The organism is Oceanobacillus senegalensis, from assembly GCF_900176885.1.
Classification (GTDB): Bacteria; Bacillota; Bacilli; order Bacillales; family Amphibacillaceae; genus Oceanobacillus; species Oceanobacillus senegalensis.
Genome location: NZ_LT839648.1, coordinates 1,527,174 through 1,550,245, shown reverse-complemented (window position 1 = coordinate 1,550,245; position 23,072 = coordinate 1,527,174). Strand labels below are relative to the sequence as shown.

The 23,072-nt window shown below is 35.5% G+C and carries 19 protein-coding genes and 4 pseudogenes; 15 read left to right on the top strand and 8 right to left on the bottom strand.

Annotated features, from left to right (window positions below; translation table 11 throughout):
* Window positions 1–40 precede the first annotated feature (40 nt).
* A complete protein-coding gene (locus CAO17_RS07415; RefSeq protein WP_085992202.1) occupies window positions 41–256 on the top strand; it encodes a helix-turn-helix domain-containing protein in 216 nt (71 codons plus the stop codon).
* A gap of 283 nt (window positions 257–539) precedes the next feature.
* On the opposite strand, the gene CAO17_RS07410 is transcribed toward CAO17_RS07415, so the two are convergent.
* The gene (locus CAO17_RS07410; RefSeq protein WP_085992201.1) at window positions 540–1,724 is read right to left on the bottom strand and encodes an NADH-dependent flavin oxidoreductase; all 1,185 of its coding nucleotides are present in this window, start codon (window positions 1,722–1,724) and stop codon (window positions 540–542) included.
* Between the two features lie 227 nt (window positions 1,725–1,951).
* Between CAO17_RS07410 and CAO17_RS07405 the strand changes: the two genes are divergently transcribed.
* The 6 genes from CAO17_RS07405 (at window position 1,952) to CAO17_RS07380 (ending at window position 8,591) form a co-directional block, all read left to right on the top strand.
* Window positions 1,952–2,284, top strand: a complete 333-nt coding sequence (locus CAO17_RS07405; protein WP_085992200.1) for a glycine cleavage system H family protein — start codon at window positions 1,952–1,954, stop codon at window positions 2,282–2,284.
* Window positions 2,285–2,316: 32 nt separating this feature from the next.
* Window positions 2,317–3,105, top strand: a complete 789-nt coding sequence (locus CAO17_RS07400; RefSeq protein ID WP_085992199.1) for a protein-ADP-ribose hydrolase — start codon at window positions 2,317–2,319, stop codon at window positions 3,103–3,105.
* Between the two features lie 14 nt (window positions 3,106–3,119).
* Window positions 3,120–4,004 (top strand): SIR2 family NAD-dependent protein deacylase, encoded by an 885-nt coding sequence (locus CAO17_RS07395; RefSeq protein WP_085992198.1) that lies wholly within the window; start codon window positions 3,120–3,122, stop codon window positions 4,002–4,004.
* Between the two features lie 17 nt (window positions 4,005–4,021).
* Entirely contained in the window at window positions 4,022–5,062 is a 1,041-nt protein-coding gene (gene lplA, locus CAO17_RS07390) for a lipoate--protein ligase (protein ID WP_085992197.1), read from the top strand.
* A gap of 69 nt (window positions 5,063–5,131) precedes the next feature.
* Window positions 5,132–6,133, top strand: coding sequence for an LLM class flavin-dependent oxidoreductase (locus CAO17_RS07385; RefSeq protein ID WP_085992196.1), 1,002 nt, complete (start codon window positions 5,132–5,134; stop codon window positions 6,131–6,133).
* Between the two features lie 196 nt (window positions 6,134–6,329).
* Complete coding sequence (locus CAO17_RS07380; protein ID WP_085992195.1) at window positions 6,330–8,591, top strand: ATP-dependent DNA helicase; 2,262 nt, start codon at window positions 6,330–6,332, stop codon at window positions 8,589–8,591.
* A 195-nt stretch (window positions 8,592–8,786) separates the two neighbouring features.
* Here CAO17_RS07380 and CAO17_RS07375 read toward each other — a convergent pair whose 3' ends face one another.
* A complete protein-coding gene (locus CAO17_RS07375; protein WP_085992194.1) occupies window positions 8,787–9,008 on the bottom strand; it encodes a hypothetical protein in 222 nt (73 codons plus the stop codon).
* Between the two features lie 394 nt (window positions 9,009–9,402).
* On the opposite strand from CAO17_RS07375, the gene CAO17_RS07370 reads away from it, so the two are divergent.
* The gene (locus tag CAO17_RS07370; protein WP_085992193.1) at window positions 9,403–9,711 is read left to right on the top strand and encodes a hypothetical protein; all 309 of its coding nucleotides are present in this window, start codon (window positions 9,403–9,405) and stop codon (window positions 9,709–9,711) included.
* Between the two features lie 161 nt (window positions 9,712–9,872).
* Window positions 9,873–10,046, top strand: a pseudogene (locus CAO17_RS07365) (DnaD domain protein); the annotation flags it as partial.
* A 1,496-nt stretch (window positions 10,047–11,542) separates the two neighbouring features.
* On the opposite strand, the gene mcrC reads toward CAO17_RS07365, so the two are convergent.
* Both mcrC and CAO17_RS07355 read right to left on the bottom strand, forming a co-directional pair.
* Window positions 11,543–12,574, bottom strand: a complete 1,032-nt coding sequence (gene mcrC, locus CAO17_RS07360) for a 5-methylcytosine-specific restriction endonuclease system specificity protein McrC (RefSeq protein WP_085992191.1) — start codon at window positions 12,572–12,574, stop codon at window positions 11,543–11,545.
* Window positions 12,571–15,054 (bottom strand): AAA family ATPase, encoded by a 2,484-nt coding sequence (locus CAO17_RS07355; RefSeq protein ID WP_179151910.1) that lies wholly within the window; start codon window positions 15,052–15,054, stop codon window positions 12,571–12,573. The genes mcrC and CAO17_RS07355 overlap by 4 nt, the downstream gene beginning before the upstream one ends.
* Window positions 15,055–15,427: 373 nt before the next feature.
* Between CAO17_RS07355 and CAO17_RS07350 the strand changes: the two are divergent.
* The 5 genes and pseudogenes from CAO17_RS07350 (at window position 15,428) to CAO17_RS21645 (ending at window position 20,571) form a co-directional block, all read left to right on the top strand.
* A pseudogene (locus tag CAO17_RS07350) lies at window positions 15,428–16,833 on the top strand (IS110 family RNA-guided transposase).
* Between the two features lie 678 nt (window positions 16,834–17,511).
* Entirely contained in the window at window positions 17,512–18,555 is a 1,044-nt protein-coding gene (locus CAO17_RS07345; protein WP_218775541.1) for a hypothetical protein, read from the top strand.
* 162 nt (window positions 18,556–18,717) lie between these two features.
* A complete protein-coding gene (locus CAO17_RS07340; protein ID WP_281252928.1) occupies window positions 18,718–19,035 on the top strand; it encodes a serine hydrolase in 318 nt (105 codons plus the stop codon).
* A 543-nt stretch (window positions 19,036–19,578) separates the two neighbouring features.
* A pseudogene (locus CAO17_RS21010) lies at window positions 19,579–20,019 on the top strand (carboxymuconolactone decarboxylase family protein).
* A gap of 120 nt (window positions 20,020–20,139) precedes the next feature.
* Window positions 20,140–20,571 (top strand): hypothetical protein, encoded by a 432-nt coding sequence (locus CAO17_RS21645; protein WP_245831791.1) that lies wholly within the window; start codon window positions 20,140–20,142, stop codon window positions 20,569–20,571.
* A 6-nt stretch (window positions 20,572–20,577) separates the two neighbouring features.
* Here CAO17_RS21645 and CAO17_RS21870 read toward each other — a convergent pair whose 3' ends face one another.
* The gene (locus CAO17_RS21870) at window positions 20,578–20,700 is read right to left on the bottom strand and encodes a hypothetical protein (RefSeq protein WP_281252927.1); all 123 of its coding nucleotides are present in this window, start codon (window positions 20,698–20,700) and stop codon (window positions 20,578–20,580) included.
* Window positions 20,701–20,942: 242 nt separating this feature from the next.
* Between CAO17_RS21870 and CAO17_RS21340 the strand changes: the two genes are divergently transcribed.
* Complete coding sequence (locus tag CAO17_RS21340) at window positions 20,943–21,149, top strand: hypothetical protein (protein WP_085992187.1); 207 nt, start codon at window positions 20,943–20,945, stop codon at window positions 21,147–21,149.
* 197 nt (window positions 21,150–21,346) lie between these two features.
* Here the strand turns inward: CAO17_RS21340 and CAO17_RS07320 are convergent, their stop codons facing one another.
* The 3 genes and pseudogenes from CAO17_RS07320 to CAO17_RS21635 form a co-directional block, all read right to left on the bottom strand.
* Complete coding sequence (locus CAO17_RS07320) at window positions 21,347–21,700, bottom strand: IS110 family transposase (protein WP_085992186.1); 354 nt, start codon at window positions 21,698–21,700, stop codon at window positions 21,347–21,349.
* Window positions 21,701–22,146: 446 nt separating this feature from the next.
* Window positions 22,147–22,464, bottom strand: coding sequence for a hypothetical protein (locus tag CAO17_RS21640; RefSeq protein ID WP_245831930.1), 318 nt, complete (start codon window positions 22,462–22,464; stop codon window positions 22,147–22,149).
* Window positions 22,465–22,623: 159 nt separating this feature from the next.
* Window positions 22,624–23,034, bottom strand: a pseudogene (locus CAO17_RS21635) (FAD-dependent oxidoreductase); the annotation flags it as partial.
* Window positions 23,035–23,072 lie beyond the last annotated feature (38 nt).

Here is a 23,072-nt window from a genome sequence, read left to right as displayed (position 1 = left end):
ATAAAAGAAGAAAATGATTTAACGGTCTGAGGTGAAAACAATGGCGATAATCATAAATATCGATGTGATGTTGGCGAAAAGAAAAATGAGTGTTACGGAATTATCAGAGAAGGTTGGAATTACAATGGCCAATATTTCAATATTGAAAAATGGAAAGGCAAAAGCAATAAGACTTTCAACTCTAGATGGGATCTGTAAAGCATTAGATTGCCAACCGGGAGATATTTTAGAATATAAAAGTGATGATGAAACTTGAAGTTAGTAAACAAGAGATAGATTGGTCACTCGGTAGTAGAAAAGATAGGAGAAACAATAACAGTTAGGAAATTAAAAAGCGTTTATGTGTTGGTTCATCCCTATTTTTAAAAAGTCCTTTGGTGTTACAAAGGCAGGATGTATATTCCAAAGGCCACACCAATTAGTTCTAATAAATTATATGAATATATATTTTTTAAAGTGGGGGACTAACTGAAAGTCTTGACCTGATTCGTTCATCTAACAGTCAGTGGGGGAAGAGAGACCTCCCACTGATTGAAGATTCACTTATACAATTTACGTAGTTCTTGACGGGTTTCCTCTGAAAGGGAACCGCCGAAATCCATTAATTCCACAATGTCTTTAAAGGCTCTTTCAGGAATTGCTAAATCAGCTAGTTCCTCTGGAGAAAAGCCTAAGTTAATTTGGTTTTCCTGACCATCTTTTAATTTGGTTACAAAGTCAGGTTCGGTAACCAAGGGTGTAGACATACCGACTAAATCAGCGAACTCTAAGGCTTCTAGCGCTTTATCTGGTGAGTTGATACCACCGGTGGCCATAATGGGAACTTGACCAGCGAGGTGGTCGTACACTACTCGGTTCATGAATTCGCCTTTATATTTCCCATGACGAATGGTTTGCTTATAAATGTTCTTACCCCAACTTGCGGTTGCGAGATAATGGATATTGGCTACTTCCATGATTCTATTCATGAAATCAATAAAGTCTTCTACACTGTAGCCAATTTCATTGCCACGCGTTTCTTCTGGTGTCCCTCTAAATCCGAGAATAAAGTCTTGAGGTGCCTCTTTATCAATGACCTTCTGAACAGCCTCCATCACTTCCATGCCAAAGCGTGAACGATTTTCAAGATTCTGGGTTCCATATTCGTCATCACGCTTATTGGAAAAGGTGGAGAAGAACGTTTGAATTAATAAGCGCTGTGCACTTGAAATTTCAACACCATCAAAACCTGCTTTAATCGCACGGCGGGTTGCGTCCGCATATTGGGTAATGACATGCCTGATTTTACGTTTTGTCATTGGTAAGACGGTATGTTCCACGGGACTTTTCAAATTCATTTTACTTGGTCCATAAACAACACCAAAATCCTTAAGCGAAATTTTAGCAAATCGACCAGCATGTGTTAATTGGACAATTGCTTTAGCACCGTCTTTCTTCATCGCTTGAGCAAGTTGCTTCAGTCCTTCAATGTTACGATCATCATCGATACTAAAACCATATTCAAACAACTGCCCATATTCCTCAATGTATGCAGCACCTGTAATTTGTAGAGGAGCGGAACCTGCACGTCGCTCTGCATAAGCCAAATCTTCTCTCGTAACATAGCCTTCCATTGTAGAAGAATTTGTAATCATCGGGGAGAGAACAAAGCGATTATCTAATTCTGTGCCATTTGGTAGATTGAATGTTTTAAATAAGGGTCTGTACTGTTCTGATGTCTTCATTGTATATAATTAATACCCTCCATCTACTATGTTCGTTGTTAACATAGTGCTAACAGCTAGCTAAGCTGTAACATTACATGTTGTATTTTTAGTGTAACAATCGATTTTAAAATAAAGTTATCATAAGTTAGAATAATTTGCTAACTTTATACTTTTACCACCATTTTTAAAGTATGAATATGTTATACTAAAATTTCAATATTAAAAAAAGGAAAGAGGTTTTAGTGATGAAAAAAAGAGTAAATTTCTTATTCATAGAAAAAAAGGAAAACATTTATACGATTAGCCTGACACCAGAATTACAAGATGATATTGGAACAGTAGGATTTATCGAATACAGCAATCAGGAGACGCTTGATGTAGATGATCCCATTCTAAGCTTAGAAGCATCCAAGACAGTACATGAAGTCGATTCTCCATTAGCAGGTACCATTGTGGAACGCAACCAAGCAGCAGTAAGTGAACCAACTCTATTAAACTCAGCTAAGACGGAAGAAAATTGGATTGTAAAATTAACAGATGTAGATGAAGAAGCATTTAACCAACTAGAAGATGCTTAAATCGATTTTTTTTAGTTAGCGGGGAGCAGGATATGAATCAAGAAGCAAGATTAGATTATTTAATTGATTATTTACTGGATGAAAACCCGAATGCAGACGAATCGATGAGTCTGGATAAAACGGATACGGTAGAAGAAAAAATAACCTTGTTCCGTGGGTTGTGCAATATCCGAGAACCGAAACCGGTCACAGAAACATTTACGAAGGTTCAAGATGCTTTTTTAACAGAGTGGAATCATGAACGAAAAATAACCTCGTTGCAGGATTTAGAACCTGCCCGGCCACATCTTTATTTATGGCAAGGTGATATAACAAGTCTAGCAGTGGATGCGATTGTGAATGCAGCTAATAGTAGATTGCTAGGTTGCTTAAAAGCGAATCATAATTGTATTGACAATATGATTCATACACGTGCGGGCGTGCAATTACGATTAGAATGTCATGACTTAATCACAACACAAGGTCGTAAAGAGCCAATGGGGAAAGCGAAAATGACCAAAGCGTATAACTTACCGTCCAACTATGTCATTCATACCGTAGGGCCATTTATCGATGAGCGAGGTGTTTCCCCGTTTAAAGAGCAATTATTGGCTTCGTCTTATCTATCCTGTTTAGCATTAGCAGATGCATATCAGTTAAGTTCTATTGCTTTTTGCTGTATTTCAACTGGTGAATTTAATTTTCCTAACGGGAGGGCAGCTGAAATTGCAGTGGAGACGGTGAGAGAATATATAAATAAGAATCAATCCAAGCTTCAAGTTATTTTTAATGTATTTAAAGAGAAAGATGTATTAATCTATCAGTCATTATTAGAAAACTAGAATAGGAGATTGTTATGCTACAACCTAATAGATATTGGCAGACATCAACGATTGCATCATCTTTGTCACAAGCCGATTTATTAAACCAACTAATCGATGAAGCAGAGGCAATTGTTATTGGGATTGGTGCAGGAATGTCTGCAGCAACTGGATTTACATATATAGGGAAAAGGTTTACCGATGCTTTTCCTGATTTTATAGAGAAATATGGCTTATTAGATATGTTACAAGCTAGCCTATTTGAATTTGAAGATAGACAAGAGTATTGGGCCTTTCAAAGTCGCTTCTGCTTATTGAATTTTTTTGATCAACCAGTTGGACAAGCATATGTTGATTTGCGACAGATGATGAGCAATAAAAATTATCACATTATTACGACAAACGCAGATAATGCGTTTTATGCAGCAGAGTACGACATGGATAAAGTATTTCGAATTCAAGGGGAATATGGACTATGGCAATGTTCGGAACACTGTCACCAACAGACGTACCAGAATGAGGCTTTACTTCGGGAAATGGTTGAGAAACAATCCAATATGAAAGTTCCTGAAGATTTAGTTCCTTATTGTCCTAAATGTGGAGCTGCTTTAGAAGTTAATAAACGTACAGAAGAAAAAGGAATGGTAGAAGATGGTCATTTCCATGAACAGAAAGATCGTTATGAACAATTTCTAAAAGAAAACAAAGATAAAAAAGTACTCTTTTTGGAAATTGGCGTGGGACATACAACTCCACAACATATTAAACATCCATTCCAGCAAATGACGGAAAAAAATGAGAAAGCTTTGTTTGTGACAATGAATCAAAAAGAATACTTCATTCCACGAAACATTCGTCCGAGAACCGTACGAATAGATGAAGACATTGAGGAAGTGTTACATAGAGCGAGCAGCAAGTGAAAAACGGAGGGTAACCAATGTATTTAATCGAACCTAAGCGTAATGGGGAATGGATTTATGATCCGGGAACTTCAATGGCATTACAAGAATATGTGAAAGACCATATTTTCCTAGATGATGATGTTTTATTCCCATACATGATGCATCCTGCTGTTCAAATTGGAAAATTCCAAAATGCTTATGAGGAAGTCAATCAGCCTTATATGGATGAACATGATATTAAAATCATTCGCCGTGAAACAGGTGGTGGTGCGATTTATCTCGATGATCGTAATATGAGCTTTTGTTTCTTATTTAATGGTACGAATGATGCTTATGGGAACTTTGAACGTTTATATGAACCGGCCATAAAAGCGCTTAAGAATATAGGTGTAGATGAAAATCTTTTAAGCCAAAAAGGTCGTAATGATTTAGTATTAGATGGTAAGAAGATTTCCGGTGCGGCGATGACGGTGCAGAAAGGCCGTATCTATGCCGGATATTCACTACTACTAGATCCTGATTATGAAGCAATGGTATCCGTTTTGAATCCAAATCTTAAAAAAATCGAATCCCATGGCATTCAATCGGTCCGTAGTCGAGTAGGATCCATTCGTCCCTATTTAGCACCTGAATACCAGAATATGACGGTTTGGGAATTTACGGATTATATGATTTGTCAGTTACTTGATATTGATGATGTAAGGGAAGCGAAACGTTATGAATTAACTCCAGAAGACTGGGCAGGTGTGGATAAAATTGCTGCTGAGAAATACAACAGCTGGGATTGGAATTATGGTCGCTTTCAACAGTTTGGATATCGTTTAACAGAACGTTTTCCAATTGGGACGGTTAGTGTTGACTTAACAATTGAACATGCTAAAATTGCAGCCATCCAGATTACAGGTGACTTCTTTGGAACAAAAGATGTAAAAGAAATAGAAGAAGCTTTAGTCAATGTACGATTGAAGAAAGACGACTTGTTAAACGCGTTAGAGCCGCTCGATTTGAATCATTACTTCGGAAATCTAACGAAAGAAGAATTTGTTAGCTTTATCTTAAGTGAAAAAGAATCATAGAGTGTCCTCTTTATTGGATTTATTGAACATCCCCTATCAGAATCATGAAACACAGAGAGTAGGATAACATTGGTTAAATTAGGAATTTTAGATTACGCTCAAATTGATGAAGGCATAAATGCTCAAAAAGCTTTGGAGAACTCAATTGAGCTAGCACAATTAGCTGAATCATTAGGTTACATGCGGTTTTGGTTGGCAGAACATCATAACGTTCCTGCTTTTGCCAGCAGCTCACCAGAACTAATCATGATGCGCATAGCAGATGCTACACAGCGGATACGTATTGGTTCGGGTGGTGTCATGATTCCCCATTATAGTCCTTATAAGGTTGCTGAGAATTTTCGGATACTCGAAGCATTTCATCCAGGTCGAATTGATTTGGGGATAGGAAATACGGTAGGAACGCGCATGGTGAATCAGGCATTGAATGAGAATAAAAAGGGTAAACTTCATTACGAACAGAGTATTCTAGATTTAAGCCGTTATTTAAGTGACCAATTAGATGAAAACCATCGTTTTTTTGAAATCACTGCTAATCCTGTTATTTCTACTGTTCCTGAGATGTGGGTACTATCGACTAGTGTCAGAAAAGCTAAAATGGCTGCTAAATTAGGAATAGGCTATTTATTTGGGTTATCTATCGCAGGGATGGATAAGGTTAGAATGGGTATCCAAGCAGTGGAGACGTATCGTAATGAATTTAAACCTTCTTCTTTCATGCCAGAACCAAAAGTATCTATTGCTCCGTTTGTAGTCGTTGCTGAAACGAATGAAGAAGCAGAAGCGTACGCAGAAGCCTTAGACTTTTGGTTACTTGGTAAAGAAGATTTTGGCTATTTGAAAGAATTCCCATCTGTTAAGACCGCTCGACAATATACGTATACGGAAGAAGAAAAGGGAATGGTTCAAGCAAATCGAAACCGAATGGTAGTAGGCGATGTAGAAAGGGTTAAAGAAAAATTAAATGCGTTGATTACCCAGTTTAAAGCCGATGAGGTCCTGTTAGTACCACTAATGCCGGGACTAGAAGCCCGTAAAAAGGCGATTGAACTATTGGCTGAAGTATTTTAGGGTATTCGTACAAAAGGAAACGTATAAAGATGTAACGGACCAGGGAATAGGACCCCTAAGTATTAAATATTATCATTGAAACTCAGATCCTTGATGAAGGATATGAGTTTTTTTATATCACGAATGATTTTTTTAAATGTCCAAACCAATCCAATCTCTGATAAACTAATGCTAATGAATAATATTAGGTGATATGATGACAAACATAGTGAAAATCTCAGTTAGAAATTTAGTGGAATACGTGTATCGTAGTGGCAGTATTGAGTCTGGTTTTCGTACGGCTACAACGATGATAGAAGGAACTCGAATCCATCAATTAGTCCAAAAAGGCTACCAGGAACAAGATGAAAAAGAAGTTTTTGTAGAAGCAGAAATTCCTTATGAAGACTTCGTTGTTCGAGTGGATGGACGTTGTGATGGATTGCTTAAAGATGGAGATACCGTAACAATTGATGAAATAAAATCCACTGTACACCCTTTGGATGACGTTCAGGAAGATACCCATCCAGTACACTGGGCACAGGCTATTTTTTATGGTTACATTTATGCCGGAGATCATGATTTATCTAAGGTAACGATTCAACTTACGTATGTTCAAGTAAAGACGCTCGAACAGAAACAATTTCGTCGAGTGATGACGTATGAGGAAATGGAATCCTTCGTTTATAAAGTAATGGAGGAATATGCTCTCTTTTTAAAAGGGAAGATAAAGCATAAAATAATGCGAAATAAGACAAGTAAGACACTGGAATTTCCGTTTGAAACGTATCGTGAAGGCCAACGAAAACTTGCAGGTTCCGTATATAAAACTATTGTTGACAAAAAAACATTATTCGCAAGTGCCTCTACAGGAATTGGTAAAACTATTTCTACTATTTTCCCTGCTGTTAAAGCAATCGGCGAGAGGAAATTAGAGAAGCTATTTTATTTGACTGCAAAAACCATCACAAGAACAGCAGCAGAGGAAGCATTTCGTTTATTAATTGATCATGGCCTAGATATCCATGTTTTGACCATAACCGCTAAAGATAAGATTTGTTTTCAAGAGGAAACGATTTGTACTAGTGTAAATTGCCCTTTTGCAGATGGTTTTTATGACCGAATCAATGGGGCGGTTATTGATATTTTGGAGCAAGAGAAGATGATCAATCGGATGGTTATCGAACAGTACGCAAGAAAGCATCGGGTTTGTCCTTTTGAATTTCAGGTCGAACTCGCTTATGTAGTAGACGCTATCATTTGTGATTACAATTATATTTTTGATCCAAGAGTATCGTTGAAGCGGTTGATGGAGGAGCAGAAAAAGAAAACGGCAATACTAGTAGATGAGGCGCATAACTTAGTGGATCGTGCGAGAGAAATGTATTCTGCGGAAATAAATAAATCCAACTTTTTGCAGCTGAAACGAGAATTTAAAAATAGTTCGCTTGCTACAGCTGCTAAAGCTATCAATGACCACTTATTACAGGTGAAGAAGTCTGAGGACTATTTACGAAAGGACTTAGATAAGGAGCTAGTAGAGCTATGCGAAACCTTCATCATTGAAGCCGAGGCAGAGCTTGTTAAGATGGAGCACGAATTGTTACTAGATACGTATTTTGCTACCAAAACCTTTGTGAAAATAGCTGAGTTATACAATGATCAATTTGTTACTTATGTGGAAGTTCAAAAGAGTGAAGTGAGAATGAAGTTATTTTGCCTTGACCCATCTGAACAGATTCTAAAAATGGGAAAAGGCTTCAGAGCAAGGGTATTCTTTTCAGCCACGTTGACCCCTGCAGGTTATTATAAAGATTTGCTTGGTGGACAATCGGATGATTATGTTATCTCTATTCCATCTCCTTTTGCAAGGGAAAATACAGAAGTAATCATTCAACCGCTTTCGACGAGATATCGGGATAGAGAAAAGACAATGGAGCCAATGGTACACTTTTTCAAAGATGTGGTAGATAAGATGGATGGAAATTTCCTAATCTTTTTCCCGTCCTACCAATATATGAGAAATGCGTACGAGCAATTTACCGATCATTATCCAAGTGTGGCTACGATGATTCAAGATGTGGGAATGTCGGAAGGAGAAAGGGAAGATTTTTTGGCAGAGTTTAATTCGGAACGTACCGAAAAATTGGTGGGATTTGCTGTACTCGGAGGGATCTTTTCTGAGGGAGTGGACTTAAAAGGTGATAGATTGCAAGGTGTAATTGTAGTTGGAGTTGGAATGCCACAGATTGGTTTTGAAAGAGATATGATGAAGGACTATTTCCAATCGGTCGGAAAGAACGGCTTTCATTATGCTTATGTATATCCTGGAATGAATAAAGTGCTGCAAGCTGGTGGAAGACTGATACGTTCCGATTCGGATACTGGCGTGATAGCCTTAATTGATGATCGATTTTTACAGAGGAAGTACCAGGCATTGTTACCTTATGAATGGCAGCATTATACGATTGGTGTGTGAATTGTAAGAGTGGACCTGTTGCGATTTAACTGCTATTAATCTTTTATCGAACAGAGGGTCTTAACATTGGTGTTTGTCCCCGAACACACTAAAATGGTAGAGAAGTAGGGGACTGACGCCATAATCTAAGATTTATGTGCTAAATAAAAGGATACTTTTTCAGGTGGTCCTGTACCTGTCCCAACATCCCTCTCATTAATACTTCCCACTCCTCAGATTCTCCGCCCATCTTCTCCATTTCTTCCTTGCCTGCTTTCCCCAATCTTTGACCGCTCCGCCACTAGCACCTTCTCGTACTTCAATTTCTTTTAAGGACATTTCCAAAATAATAATACCTAATTTCTGGATAAAATAGTGGATCCTGTTTTCATTCTGTTGAAAAATTTCCTCAAATGTAAATGAATTCTGGTTTTCCATTGTCCTCTTCCTCTCTATTCTATTTGGGATAAGACTTGTCCATGCGTCTTGCTAATCATAGAATAGTTTTCTAATTTCCGACAAACTGGCTAACTTGGACTTTTTATCTAAAAACAGCGAAAAAAGCCCGGAAAATAGGGGTCTAAAATTAGAAAATGGGGAAAAAGTCCAAGTTAGAGTATATTTTCTTACGAGGAAAATTCAGCAAAATAAAAAAGTCTCTAACTTGGTACTTGTTATTAAATTATAGGCAAATATACTTATAACAGGCACCTGAAATTCAATTTTAGACAAAAAAGTCGAAGTTAGCGCATTCGACAGTTTTTTCAGGTTGCTACAGGATAATTGTATTAATAAGTTAGAGAATATATTACCTATCAGGAAGGTGAATAGAATGAACTATATCAAAGAGATGAACGCGTTTTATGACCGAATGGAATTGGATCCACTATCAAGCTCAGCTATTTCCTTATGGTTTGCTTTCATGCACATCAATAATAAAACAAGATGGAGCGAAACCTTTACGGTTGCTGGAACCGTATTACGTATGAAATCTGGACTAAAGGAAACTTCATTCAAACGCGCTAGAACAGAGCTGAAAGAGAAAGGGTATATAGACTATCAATCTCGTAGTCATAATCAAGCACCCATCTATCAAATGAAGTCTCTCGTATTGGATTATGAACTACAGTGTGGACGATGAGATGAACCACACTATGGACCAAAATACGGACCAGCCTTATGACCTAGAAGTGGACCACCATACGGACCACCACACGGACCAGGATGCGGGCCCATTAATTAAACAAAAAGAAAGGAAATAAAACAAGTAATAATCATGCATCAGAAGCAACCAAGTTTTGTCAGGAGAATTTCGGGAAAATGAGTCCATTTATTTCCAATTCACTTCACAAATGGTTAAATGAAATGGAAGACGATTTAGTTACGGGAGCAATGAGAAGGACCTTAGAGAGGAATAAAACCAGTTGGAACTATGTGAAAAGTATTATGGAGGGATATAGGGATTCTGACCCTTGAGGCTGAAAGGGCAGGAGACATTGGTTTTAAAGATAAGATGGCTGTTAACCTGAATACCAGCTATTAGAAGGCATTTCAATTAATAATTTGCCATAGGTGAATGGTTAAGAGAATTAAATTTAAGAATCATCGACTACTTAGGACAAGATGAGAGAGTATTATTTTTGAAAGAGTGAAACGTTTGCTCTAATCGTTAGTTATACTGAGGGTAGGATACCTTTTGGACTTACATGGGAAGAACGGGATGATGGATTTACTTACCTTAATGAATGATACATACCAGTTAAGGGATTTAACTACCATGCATCAATTAGGTTTAACCTTCAATAATTTACATTTATGAATATACCAATTATATATCCATAAGGAGGGTTTATTTATTAAGGGATTCCATAGAGGATATATTAGGAAAGAAGCAGAGTTGGCATCTTCCAAAGGTAGATTAAACTTTAACAAAATCACTGAAAATCAGTGCTTAAAAAAAGCAACATTGCCATCTAGATATTTTGAAAGAAATGAGGTAATTTACTCAATTAAGTATTACTCGCGGGATTAAAGATGTGTGTTTCATTAGCAAATGATCCAACCTTAATCTTACATTTACGACGTCTCTGCTCATATCTAGATGAATATATTTAGACATTGTTCTTACTAGACAAATTATTAAAAAAAGTACAAATAATATAAACAGATTAACGGAAAGGTACCGACCATTACTCGAAATCATATCTATATTGCGAGAAACTCAAGAGATAGAACTTGAGGGAAAGTAATAAGAAAGTGAAGCTGCAAGGTTTCTTTTTAACATGAATCGTTTCTTTGAATCATTGGTGGGTAGATTGCTTCTTCATTTTTGTTCCAGATTATACTGTTAGGGAACAATTCAATCTACAGCAAATGTTTACATATACACCAAAAATCATAACCCTAAAAATAGAAGATCACCTACACCAATACCAGACTTTGCAATAATGCAAAATATAAGGATTTCTGGGAGAACTCATTACCTTGTGATATGTTATATCAGCTTTCGGTTTATGCTTTGAGTAGTGAAGGTGATAGAATAGCGACAATTCTCTATCCTTGTTAAAATGAACTTGCTATTACTCAAGACATAGATGTTCATAATCCAATATCTGATGAGTGCATAGGGTCAGTATTTCTAGAACCATTAAATTTAGTTTATCTATCAAGTTGTTTGAAGAATTTCACAAGCCAGCAAAAAAATTTAATGAATTATTTAGGTCGGTTAATATAAAGACGTGAACTGTATTTGACCATACTACGTCGTCTACTAGGATCTTGGGTTTTGACCCCAAGACCCTATTTCATAGCATGTACGAACCCTACCTTTGAATAGGTGGGGGTATTAGATCCTAATTAAGTTTATTCCAGGAACAGCTGATATCGTTATAATTCTTCATTTAAGAAAAAGGTGAGGTTCTTGAATAATAACTTACAAAGTTTTTTCTTTATAAATTACGGAGCCCTGATAATTAATAAAACCGTTCAACCAAAATGTTGAGTTGTTCCGCGATGTTAGAAAAATCAGTATTCATATCCAACGTTTTTATTCCTATATGGTTTCCACTTAATGAAAATTTATTATCCGGTACAATATTCTCATCTGTCTTAGCATAAAGTAAAACTCCACTCACATTACCGGAATTGGTATAATCTTTATTTTTAACGTATGTAAATAGTTGGTACAGATTATGAGAGTGAAAGCTTTTACTATTATAATAACTATTAGATTGCATCGTACGCTGGTAGTATTTTGTATCTATAATAAGTGTCTTTTCCTCATAGGTAAGGGTGATATCCGTCTTCATAACAGGTAGAAACTCAATGATTCCTTCATCAACATCCCATTCGATATGAGAAGGGGAAGCATTGAATTCAGGATAATGTTTTCGATAATATTCCAGTACAAACTTTTCAAAAAGCCGATGCATTTTCTGGTCATCCACAAATCTGGCTAATTTATGAGTACCCTCTTGTTCCGTTAATAGAAGACCCTCTATAACTAAATAGCAAATATTAATGAGCATTTTATAAGTAGCATTGTTTTGATTGTATCTGATGCGTGACCACTGAATTCTTCGATAATCTATCTGATCAACGTTAGAAAAGTACAGCATCACTTTTTTTAAATTTTTTTTATGTTTATTTGCAACTTCAGGAGTCTTAATTAATAGTAATGCAGTAGTTTTTAATATTTGATTCATATAAGAGTTTTCCGTGTATTCATCAAAACTACATACCAATTGCTTATTAATCATAGTTTGCCGTTTTACGGAAAGGGCAACATTAATTTTACCTCTCGGGAACCTTAAGGACTCTGTTTTATCAACATATTCCCTACCTAATCCCCGTTTGATTTGATTACCGATACCTTTGGCTAGTATTGCAGCAAACAAGTCAGAAGTATATTCAAAGTGCTCGGTTTCTAACTCTGCATAGTTTCTCTTATTCAATACTTGGAATGCGTAAGCAAGCATGTGATAGATATTTTTTATTCGAATCATTTTAGAACACCACGAAGTCGATTTGTCCATTGTTCAACTTTAGATGGCTCATCAAACCAATATTCATCTAATAAAGGTAATAATTCATACTCTATTACCGATGACAACCATTCATCTGTTGCTTCTTCATCAGCACACAGATAGCTATGGCCGATTTGAAATCCATTACCTAATGATTCATCTTGCTTTATATAATTATTTAAAGCTTTTATTTCCTCAACAAGTGGACCGAATTTTGGATTATTTGTTTCACTCAATATCCTCTGAAAACCTTTAGAATCAAATGCAGGTTCTAATTTGAAGAAAGCAAAACGTCTTCTAAGTGCATAATCTATCATAGCTAGACTACGATCTGCCGTATTCATCATGCCAAGAATATATACATTTTTAGGGACGGAAAATAATTCATTGGCATAAAGAAGACGCAACTTTTGGCCACGCTTATCTTTTTCAAGTAACATTAGTAGTTCTCCGAATATTTTACTTAGGTTTCCTCGGTTAATCTCATCGATAATAAAGAAATATTCTCGATCACTATCTTTTTCAGCTTTTTTACAGAACTCATAAAATGGTCCCTTTGCAAGCTCAAATCCATCATTTGTTGGGCGATACCCCATAATAAAGTCTTCATAACTATAACTTTGATGGAATTGAATCAACATTACTCTACTCGTATCTTTTTCGCCCATAATGGAGTAGGCAAGTCTTTTAGCGGAAAATGTTTTTCCGACACCTGGAGCCCCTTGTAATATAATGTTTTTTTTCTTTTTCAAGAGATTTACTAATCTAGAGTAGCGCTCTTCATCCATGAATACTTCGTGAAGAAAATCCTCTTCTGTATAGTAATCATAATCAACTGCTCTTTCTTCTGTATCGTCTTCGTCTTCATCTAAAAGGTTCTCCAGTTTTTGTACATAATCGGTATAGGAGGTTATATCTGTAAGTGTCTTATTAACAGCCTTGCCGGGATGTTCCCATTCTCCATTTTTATTCCAATCCACTTTATGGATATGCTTATACTCATCTCGAGTTGGGTCATACATATACTCAGATTCAACTATGCCACGTCCGATTATCTTTGATGTTCCTTTTCTAACATAAATGGTATCACCTGGGAGTAGTTCATTAGCGAATTGCCATGTTGCATGGGCAATATTCACATATGTATATTCTTGTCCATATAGTTCTTTCATTTTGGCCTTCATTTCTTCTTTTGATGAATACTGACTTAAATCACCCATCTTATCCCAACCAATTCCCATAATACCTTGAGAATAAAATTCCTCCCATTTGGAAGCTCCGTGACCGGGTGCGTAAATCCAGTATCTTTTTTCTTTTTCATTCACTACATCTGAAGGAGGGGAGGATTCTTCTTCTCGTTTCTTCTTCATTTTATCTGCCCATTTGACAAATATATCACTAGCCATTTCATCATCCATATAAGCAGATTGTCCCTTTTCAGTTAGTGACCATTTACCTCTAATAGAGTTATCTATGTAACCGTCATAGACCAGATAATTTCTTGCAAAAGCAACTTCATTATCAAATTTTTTTACTCCGCTTTTTCCACGAGTTTCATTCACAATTTCATCTGTAAGATTTAGGTCGGAGGTTATTTGATTACGAACTTCTTCTGGAGTACCAGAACCACCGAGTTTTTTTAGTGCATTGATAAGTGGAGCAAACCATTTAAGGAAGCTTGCATTTGATCTCTTATGTTCTAACTGCTTAGGAGAAGGCGCTTTCCATGCTGCGAAAGATAAATCTGGAAAACTTTGATGTGGAAATTCTTCTTTTTCAAAGGTGTCTTTCAAGTAATCAATTAATTCTAGATAGTTTGCGGCATTTGGCAAGTCCTTCAACTTTGATATTTTCGTTATATCATCAGCATAGGGACTGTTACGTTGTAATAAGTATGATCTATTCCTTTCGTCTAAGTTCATGTAAAAAAACGGGCGAATCCAATATAGACCCATCGTTAAATTCCATTTAACCCCAAGCTGATTTTTTACCTTATCGTAACTGTTTATAAACTCTTTCTTTAACCCGACGGATTGTTGGTCTGCAAAGTGTAATCCTACTTCAAACATAGTCCAAAGATTTGGGATATCTTCTGGGTTTCTTTGATCTTTGTCGTAAAAGAAACGAGTCTTCATATTGTTTAAAACAGGAATACCATCAAAATCAGTTGGTACGGAGATCTTAACTCCAATTTTCCTGCTAATTCCTTCAGCTATTGCTATACGATTTTCATTCTTAATTCGTTTGTTGAAACTACCGAAAACAGTAAAAGGACAAACATCGTCTAAGGGTTCGCCATTTTCAGTGAAAGGGTATCGTATATTTAAATCACTATAGACATCTTCTAATATGGATAAAAGGTTTGTTCTATTATCTTTATATTGCAGGAGCTTATCAGCGAACTCCATATAAAAGTCAGTCCAAGAAAAGGAAATTGTAGTCGGATTGTCTTTTTTCATTCATTACACCTCTAAATTCTTTTATTTTGTATATGTATCATTATTCCCTATTATAGGGTTTTAGGTGAGTAAATAAAATGTATAGAAGATATTTATGGAAGGTGTCCTATTCTCTATTACGTTAAAGTGGTAGTGAAGCGGGGGACTGACTAAGAAATTCCTCGTACTCCTTTAGAAAATTAACCTCTATGATTAGCAAGATGATTAAATACTACATATTTACTTCACTCACCTAGATGATTCTAAACTTCGGAGATATATCTTCTGGGAGATCTTGGGGTCTAGTATAGTAAATAGATAAAAAAAACCACCATTTTCATAGTAAAATAGAAGTACCTACCACAGAACTTCCAATTACTTAACCTCAAAGGAGATGAAAATGATGGTTCAATCAATATTTAATCATATTCAAGGTAAGATTAGAAGTCGTTGGACAAAATTTATTAAGGAAACAGGAGTAGAGAACATACTTATAGTTGGAATTGATGAGGCTAAATTTACGCATAAGGCTATCGTATGTACATTTCATGGGGATGTATTGGTGCAACCTTTTGAGTTTGATGCATTTTTAACTGGCTTTAATATGATCAAAAAGTGTATCCAAAAGAAGGTTGATGGATTTAAAAAAGTTGTTGTTGGTATTGAAACCACAGGTCATTACTATGAAGATTTAGTGAGGTATTGCCATGCGGAAGGGTATCCGTACGCATCCTAAATGCTGCAACCACTGCACAAGAGCGAGAGGCATTAATGAACTGGTCAAAGACAGATAATTTGGATCTCATGGCCATTGTTCAATCTATTATTCATGGGAGAGGAACTTCTAATGAACTTCCCTCTGGGGATGTGTATCAGCTACAAAAATTAACACGTGCACGTCGTTCATTAGTAAAAGAGAGAACTAGCCTTCAAAATCTTATTCGATCGTATTTGGATCAGATTTTTCGGGAGATGCAGGGTAAAAGCATTTGGAATGATGGTAAGCGGGAACATGTAAAACCATTTACTGATTTGTTTGGAAAGACTTCACGTTACTTGATGCGTCATTATCCTCATCCTTCGGATATTCTCCAGTTGGGAAAAGAGGGTTTACGAGAAATCTCAATAAATGAGAATTTAAAAATACGAAATGATTCTATTCAAATTCTTTTAGATTTTGCGGAAACCTCCATTTCTCAACCTAAGGAGCTATTAGAGGCAGAAATATTTCTTTTCTCCCAAAAGTTGGACCAGCTAGATTTATTTGACCAACATATTCGAGAGTTGGAAAGGAAAATGGAAGATTTATTTATTCAAACGGATGGTGTTGTGATCTTAACTGTCCCAGGGATTAGTATTATTACAGGTGCAGAGTTGTATGCAGAAATGGGGGATATATCAGACTTTGATCATGCTGGTCAATTGATTAAAATGGCTGGTACAAATCCAATTGTAAAACAATCAGGAGGAAGAAAGCCTTCTTATTACGGTATTTCCAAGCAAGGTAGAAGAACCTTTCGTGATATTACTTACCAAGTTGGAAGGTCACTCGCTCAAAACAATCCAGAAATGAAGAAACATTATCTCGCTTTAAAAGACCGTGGTAAACACACAAACCAAGCATATATAGCACTAGGAAACCGTATGATCCGTTTGGCTTTTGCCATGATTAAAAATCAAAGTTTGTATCGTACCAAAAATGAAAAATATGTACTATATCATGAGCTGAAGAAAAAGCTGCGAAAATCCAATGTAGAGCTATTTTATAAACGATATGTTTCCGTTCAAACTGTAGCTTAGAAAGTATTTTACCAGTTTTAGTGAAAGTATATTATTAAATAGAAAGTGAAAATGGAGCTTCTCTAGGACGTTAGATCACATTGTACCGAGTGTCTGAGGCTTTTGACCTCGTGGGTCAGCGTTATGGATCTTGTCCTTCAAATACGAATAATACGTGAAATTTAAGTTTAAATTTACTAGGTGGTATCCCTGTTGGATGAAAAAGCAAGATCCCTTTTCACGTTCTAGAGAGGCTCCAATATAAAGTTCTGGGGTAGTTGAACTTTTCAAAAAAACTATTTTTGAGAGTTTTAGTTAAGCTTGGCCTTTTTATCTAAAAAACTGTGCTTGACTTATTTGCCATTATACGCTGACCCCAAGGTCCCCCGTTCAAAGAACGCCAAACAATGGAACAGATTCTCATCAATGATATTTGATCCAAGGGAGAACTTATATTTTATCTTTTATACAGAGAAGAACGATACATTTTGGATCATACCATCAATAAGCATTGCCAAACCTTACATAACGATAAACATCAAGGAAAAAGGCATTTAATACTCCCTACTACTGAGAAAAGTGTTAAAGGAAAAGCTTTTAATAGATTTAGTGGAGAAAGCGGATTTAGGTTATTAGAATTATTAAAGTAGGTCTTAAAAAATAAAGTGGTTATTATTAAAAGAGCTTATATGAATATGTATGGTTTTAACTACAGAATTAAAGACTGATTTAGAAAGGAGTGGACGTATGTCTCTTACTAGTTTACTAAGAGGATCAAGAGTCAATCAAAAAGAGTTTCAAACGATTTTAAGAGAAGTTATACCAGACAAGAAATCATTTCAAACAATCTCTGGTAAAAAGGCGTTTTCTAAAACGGATTATGAAGTATTAGTTCCCTATAATCTGGTTAAAAGTGATAATTCTTCAATTATTGGAATTGCCTTTGATTATTTAGCGAGAATTATGCTGGCCCGTGTAGTAAAAAAAAATAGGGATGAATCATACTCAAATACAACAGCCGAGAAAGGAATGATGGTTTTATCAAAATTTTTACAAAATCACCGTTCTATTGAGAAGAAAACTGAAAAAAGATTAAAAAAAAGCATAAAAAGATTAAAAGCATTTAGTAATAACAAACGAGATATCAAAGAATTAATTTTGGACGTTTGTTTTTTAGCTAAACTCGAACGCATTTTTCGTTCTGGACTCCCACCAATGAACCTATTCAAAAAGTCGTTTTTTGATGATCCTGATGATGAAGTTATTAAAGATTTGGAACTACTATGTGATGTGTTTCAAGAAAAGTTCATTCCAACAATCAGTCCAACTAGTGAAATCACCTACAATCCTAATTTCGGTGCTTCTTCTGCTTTTGTAGGAGGTGCAGACGGTGATATTGTCATTGACGGAGTGTTATATGATTTTAAAACTGGAAAAAAAACAGGTTATAAATGGCAAGAGGTTGCACAATTAGTAGGATACTTTTTACTTAATGAAATTTCTTTAGACATTCAAAATGCAGACAATAGTATAGGCGATTCCTATCAATATTTGGATATCAAGCGAATTGCCTTTTATAGAGCGAGATTTGGAGAAGTTGAATACATAGATATATCTTATTTTGATAAAGAACTTATTGAAACAGCTAAGAAGAACCTTGCATCTTATTTTGTAAAGAATCCTAATTTTAGTAAGCCGATGATTGAAAGTCTTCATATTTTAAAAGCTTTAGCGAATGATTAAATATACTTTTATGAAAAAATTTATTAACTTTATCCGAAACCAATATCCACAGACGGCTTTTAAAATTATAAAAATTCCTTTGTTCAATTGGATAGTAAAGTGAAATAAATAGTATTTTTCCTTCAACTAACTGCTGCTTATGTTAGATAAGATATACAATCTTTGTTCCATACAAGTGGTTTACGGGATGTGATTGAGGAAGGTGGCAACAAGGAGAAAATACGTCCTCTTTATAAGGACATTCAAACTGATTTTAATGAAATCATAATGAAGACGAAGGAAATCAAACCACACTTTACATCGGATATGGGAAAAAGAGCTCATTATGCAAATATAAACTTTGAAATCCTCGGAAAAATAATTGAAATAGATAATTTAATATTGGAAGATGTATATAGACAATTAATTTTTGAACCTTTAGGACTTAAAAATACTTATTTTCCGGTAGATGAAGAAGATTTTATCCCGCATATTTATTAGAAGGACACTGCCTTTAACCATCCAAAGTTACCTATGAGCATTCGCGCGAGTGGCGGTTGTGTTTCTACAGATTGTGAATTAATGATATTTATTAAGGCTTTAGTTAAAGCGAAATTATTTAATAAGACTGTCTTTCATGAACTAAAAAGTAAAAAACAGGTTGTAGGCTTCTATGCTTTGACTTCATTACGGTTCTCGGTATATGAGAGTTCCGCTAAATGGTCTTGCAACACTTTTTATGGGAAAAGGTGAGGTAATTGGTCATCTGGTTCAACAGGTTGCTTTGCATTTTACTATCCCGAAAAGGACATGTTTTTTATTGGAAATGTCAATCAAATGGAAAAAACCACGACTCCTGTACGTCTGGTGATGCGATGTCTATGAAATCATGAAGATTATAGTATTTTCTATTAACAATCGCATTTCCGGAGAAAGAATCTGCGCTTATTATGCATTAGACTACCAGTCCCCAACACCTGAAATGGTACATATGTTCTTGTAGTGGTATAGTGGTCATATACCAAATAAAAGGAGTCTTGCTTTATGAGTCAAAGGGTTTCTTACTATGAAATTGCTCCTGATGGAATGGAAATGATGATAGGGATGGAAAAATACAATAGGGACAGCGATCGAACGAAAACTTCGTGAGCTTATTAAAATTCGAGTTTCTCAAATTAATGGCTGTGCATTTTGTTTGAATATGCATACAAGTGAGGCACAAAAATGGGGGAAACCGAACAAAGAATTTACTGTGGTAGTGGCTGGCACGAGTGTGAATTCTATACAGAAGCAGAAAAAGTAGCTTTAGAGTTAGCTGAGCATGTGACATTAATCCCGACAAAACGTGTTCCAGATGAGCTTTACCAACGTGTGCGAGAACATTACGACGAGAAACAGTATGTCGACCTTGTTCTAATCATTAATCAAATTAATAGTTGGAATAGAATTTCTATTGCAATGGGGAATATAGCAACAGGAAAATAACAATTTAATAGTTATAATATGGTAGATTTGTAAAAAAATTATACGCTTGGCTGAGACAAGGTTCATTTCTTGACCCCTTTGAACCTGAACTGGTTAATACCAGCGGAGGGAAGTGGAAGAATGCTGATTCTATCATCGAATGGAAAGAATAAAGGCTGTAAAAAATCTGGCATATTTCCTTCCCTCCTCCAAAGACGGAAACGAAAAGGGGAGGAATTTTTTTGCGTTTTACCGAAGAATTTGAGAGGGGCAATCAAGCAAAGTTGGGAACTGAGCTTGAACCATCCGTTTGTTCAAGATATCGTCAAACGAGATTTACCATTTGAAACATTAAAAATACATTATGCAGGATATTTATTATTTAAAGCATTATGGAAATGCGCATGCTATTGCTGTAGCTCATCGCTAGATAAATTGGCTGACCAATCTAGCGAAGCAGAAAAAGAGAAGATTAAAGAACAGTTTAGAATAGCTGAAGAATACGTACTGGTATGGTATTCTAGGAAATGTCCTATACTTTTGAAACGTGTCTATCGGAAAAGGAACGAGTAGAGACTTCTATATAAAACTAATGGAAACAGGGTGGCTAATAGAAGGCCACTCTGTTTGTTTGATTACACCATGTGTTGGCCGAAGACTAGCTGAAGCTAATATTTGAATGGTTGTTGAATGGACTACCATGATAACCTGTCAAGGAATCTCTTCTAAAGAATCGTTCCACATTATCCTTATGCATTTCCTATTACTATTAAGTTACATAAAAAAGTTCACAAATATGTAATAATCACTTGTTTTTCTTTTCTATATATATATATATATATATAGAATTTTATTAAAAGTCAGAAACAGGCGATACAAATGAAAAACGGTTTCAAATATTTTTACAAAATGGATAGTTTCTTATAATAACTCTTGACCGGATAATGAAATGGGTTATAGCAAAACATGGAAAGGGGTGCATTGAGTGGTACTCACATTCCTGCCGAGGATATTTTCAGAAGAAATTAGACATCTTTAAACATCTATATGACCATGTCTATCTAATTGATGTTCTTGTTTTAATGGACAATGGTGAGGATGATGGGGAAATGATAATTGAAATAAGTAATGGAAAAATTCTTATCTGCTAGTTTAAGAGAAAGATTTTTTCTGGTATTTTTTTAAGCCTATTTCTAATTACTGTTTTGGAATGTACCGTTAAAAGTGATGCATGCGGATACAATTGAACGATGTTCAAAAAGAGTGCTGAGCTCGGTGTAATCACTCGTTCCAGTCCCGGAAAAGATAAATGTAAAATCGCATGCATTTTGCCCCTTAGTTGGGTTAATTATTCATCAACTTCGTCGTAGTAACGTGATAGTGCACGCATTTGATTATAATAGGTGTCTTGTTGAAGTGTTGGCTTACGATTCATTTTAAAGTGTTTAGCTAACTCATGCGCATCGCTTTTATCGGTCTTATTTCTTCGCATAGCTGCTGTCTGAAGTTTTGCCTCAAGTGGATTTAAGCGACAATATATGTATCCATGATCTTGAAGAAATTTTTCCAAAGCCATTGAATAAACTCTAGTAGCTTCAAAAACAATTTCTGGTCTTTGACCCGATTGTTGTTCTAACAACACCATTCGCTCATGAAGTGATTCGAAGTCCACTTGATAATGCTTTAATTCTCCTTCAAATATACAGCGTTTTTAATCATAAATAACCAACGTACTTTTACCTTTACTTACATCGAATGCAACAACAGGTTTCATTTCGTCTCCTCCAGTTAATTACTCATAGAAGTATTCACATAACCTTATCGATTCCACTTTCTTATACACGGTCTCTATGGACCCAACATACTAAATTGATTCAAATAAGGGTTGAAGTGAGCCTGTTTGGGGTGGAGATTCAATACATCCCAAAGTTGGATCGGCTTTTCTTCACTTCTACTATAAAAAAATAGTAGCACGAAACCATGGTCATGGTTTTGTACTACTAATCTTAGTATGTTTGGGGTCACTTCATATACCTGTCCGCTCTACGCAAGAGTGGTAGAGAAGAGAGCGAGGACAGGATTAGAATCATCTACAAACAGTATCATAATGAAGGATAAACGCTTGGAATTGAATCACTGTTTTAATATTTAGGGATGTATTCCTTTGCCAATTAGATTATTTGCTACTTCCAATAATCCTTCAGAAATTGATGGGTGAGGTTGTATCATTTTTGCTAGCTCATCAACTGTACCTTCTAAAAACATGTAGGCAGAAGTTTGGCATATTATTTCAGTGACGTGAGCACCAACCTTTACTACCCCTAGTATTTCTCCATATTTATTATCAATCATTATCTTTGTAAAACCTTCTGTGTCATCATCTGCTAAAGCTTTTCCGTTTACTGAGAATGAATACTTTTCTATTTTGTAATCTATACCTTTTTTCTTTAATTCTATTTCAGTCATCCCTACACTCGCAACCTCTGGACTAGTATAAACACATCTTGGGATAACATTATAATTCATTTTTTCCTTAGGAGAATCTAGATTTTCAATAGCTGTTAATCCTTCTGAACTAGCTACGTGAGCTAATTGGAAACCTTCTATTACATCGCCAATTGCAAAGTAATCTTTCATATTCGTTTCAAGATAATCATTAACAGCAATATATTTTCCATTCATTCTCAAATCAAGTTCAGAAATAGCTGATAAATTAGGCTTTCTTCCAACTGCAATTAGTAGATCATCACAATTAATAGTTTTTATATCTCCTTTATTTGTGATAATATCGATAATTTTTTTATTATTTATTTCTTTCTTTAACACTCTTCACCTGTGTTTGGTTAATATAGTAATCCCTTTTTTCTGAAAAACCTTTAGTAGAGTGTTGGATGCTTCAACATCATCGGTAGGTATTAGGTTATCACTTAACTCTATGACAGTTACATCCGTATTTAAACTAGCAAATATATTTGCCATTTCGACTCCTATCACTCCACCACCAATAATAACAATTGAACTAGGTATTTTTGATATATCAAATATTGTGTCAGTCGTATAATAATTAACATATT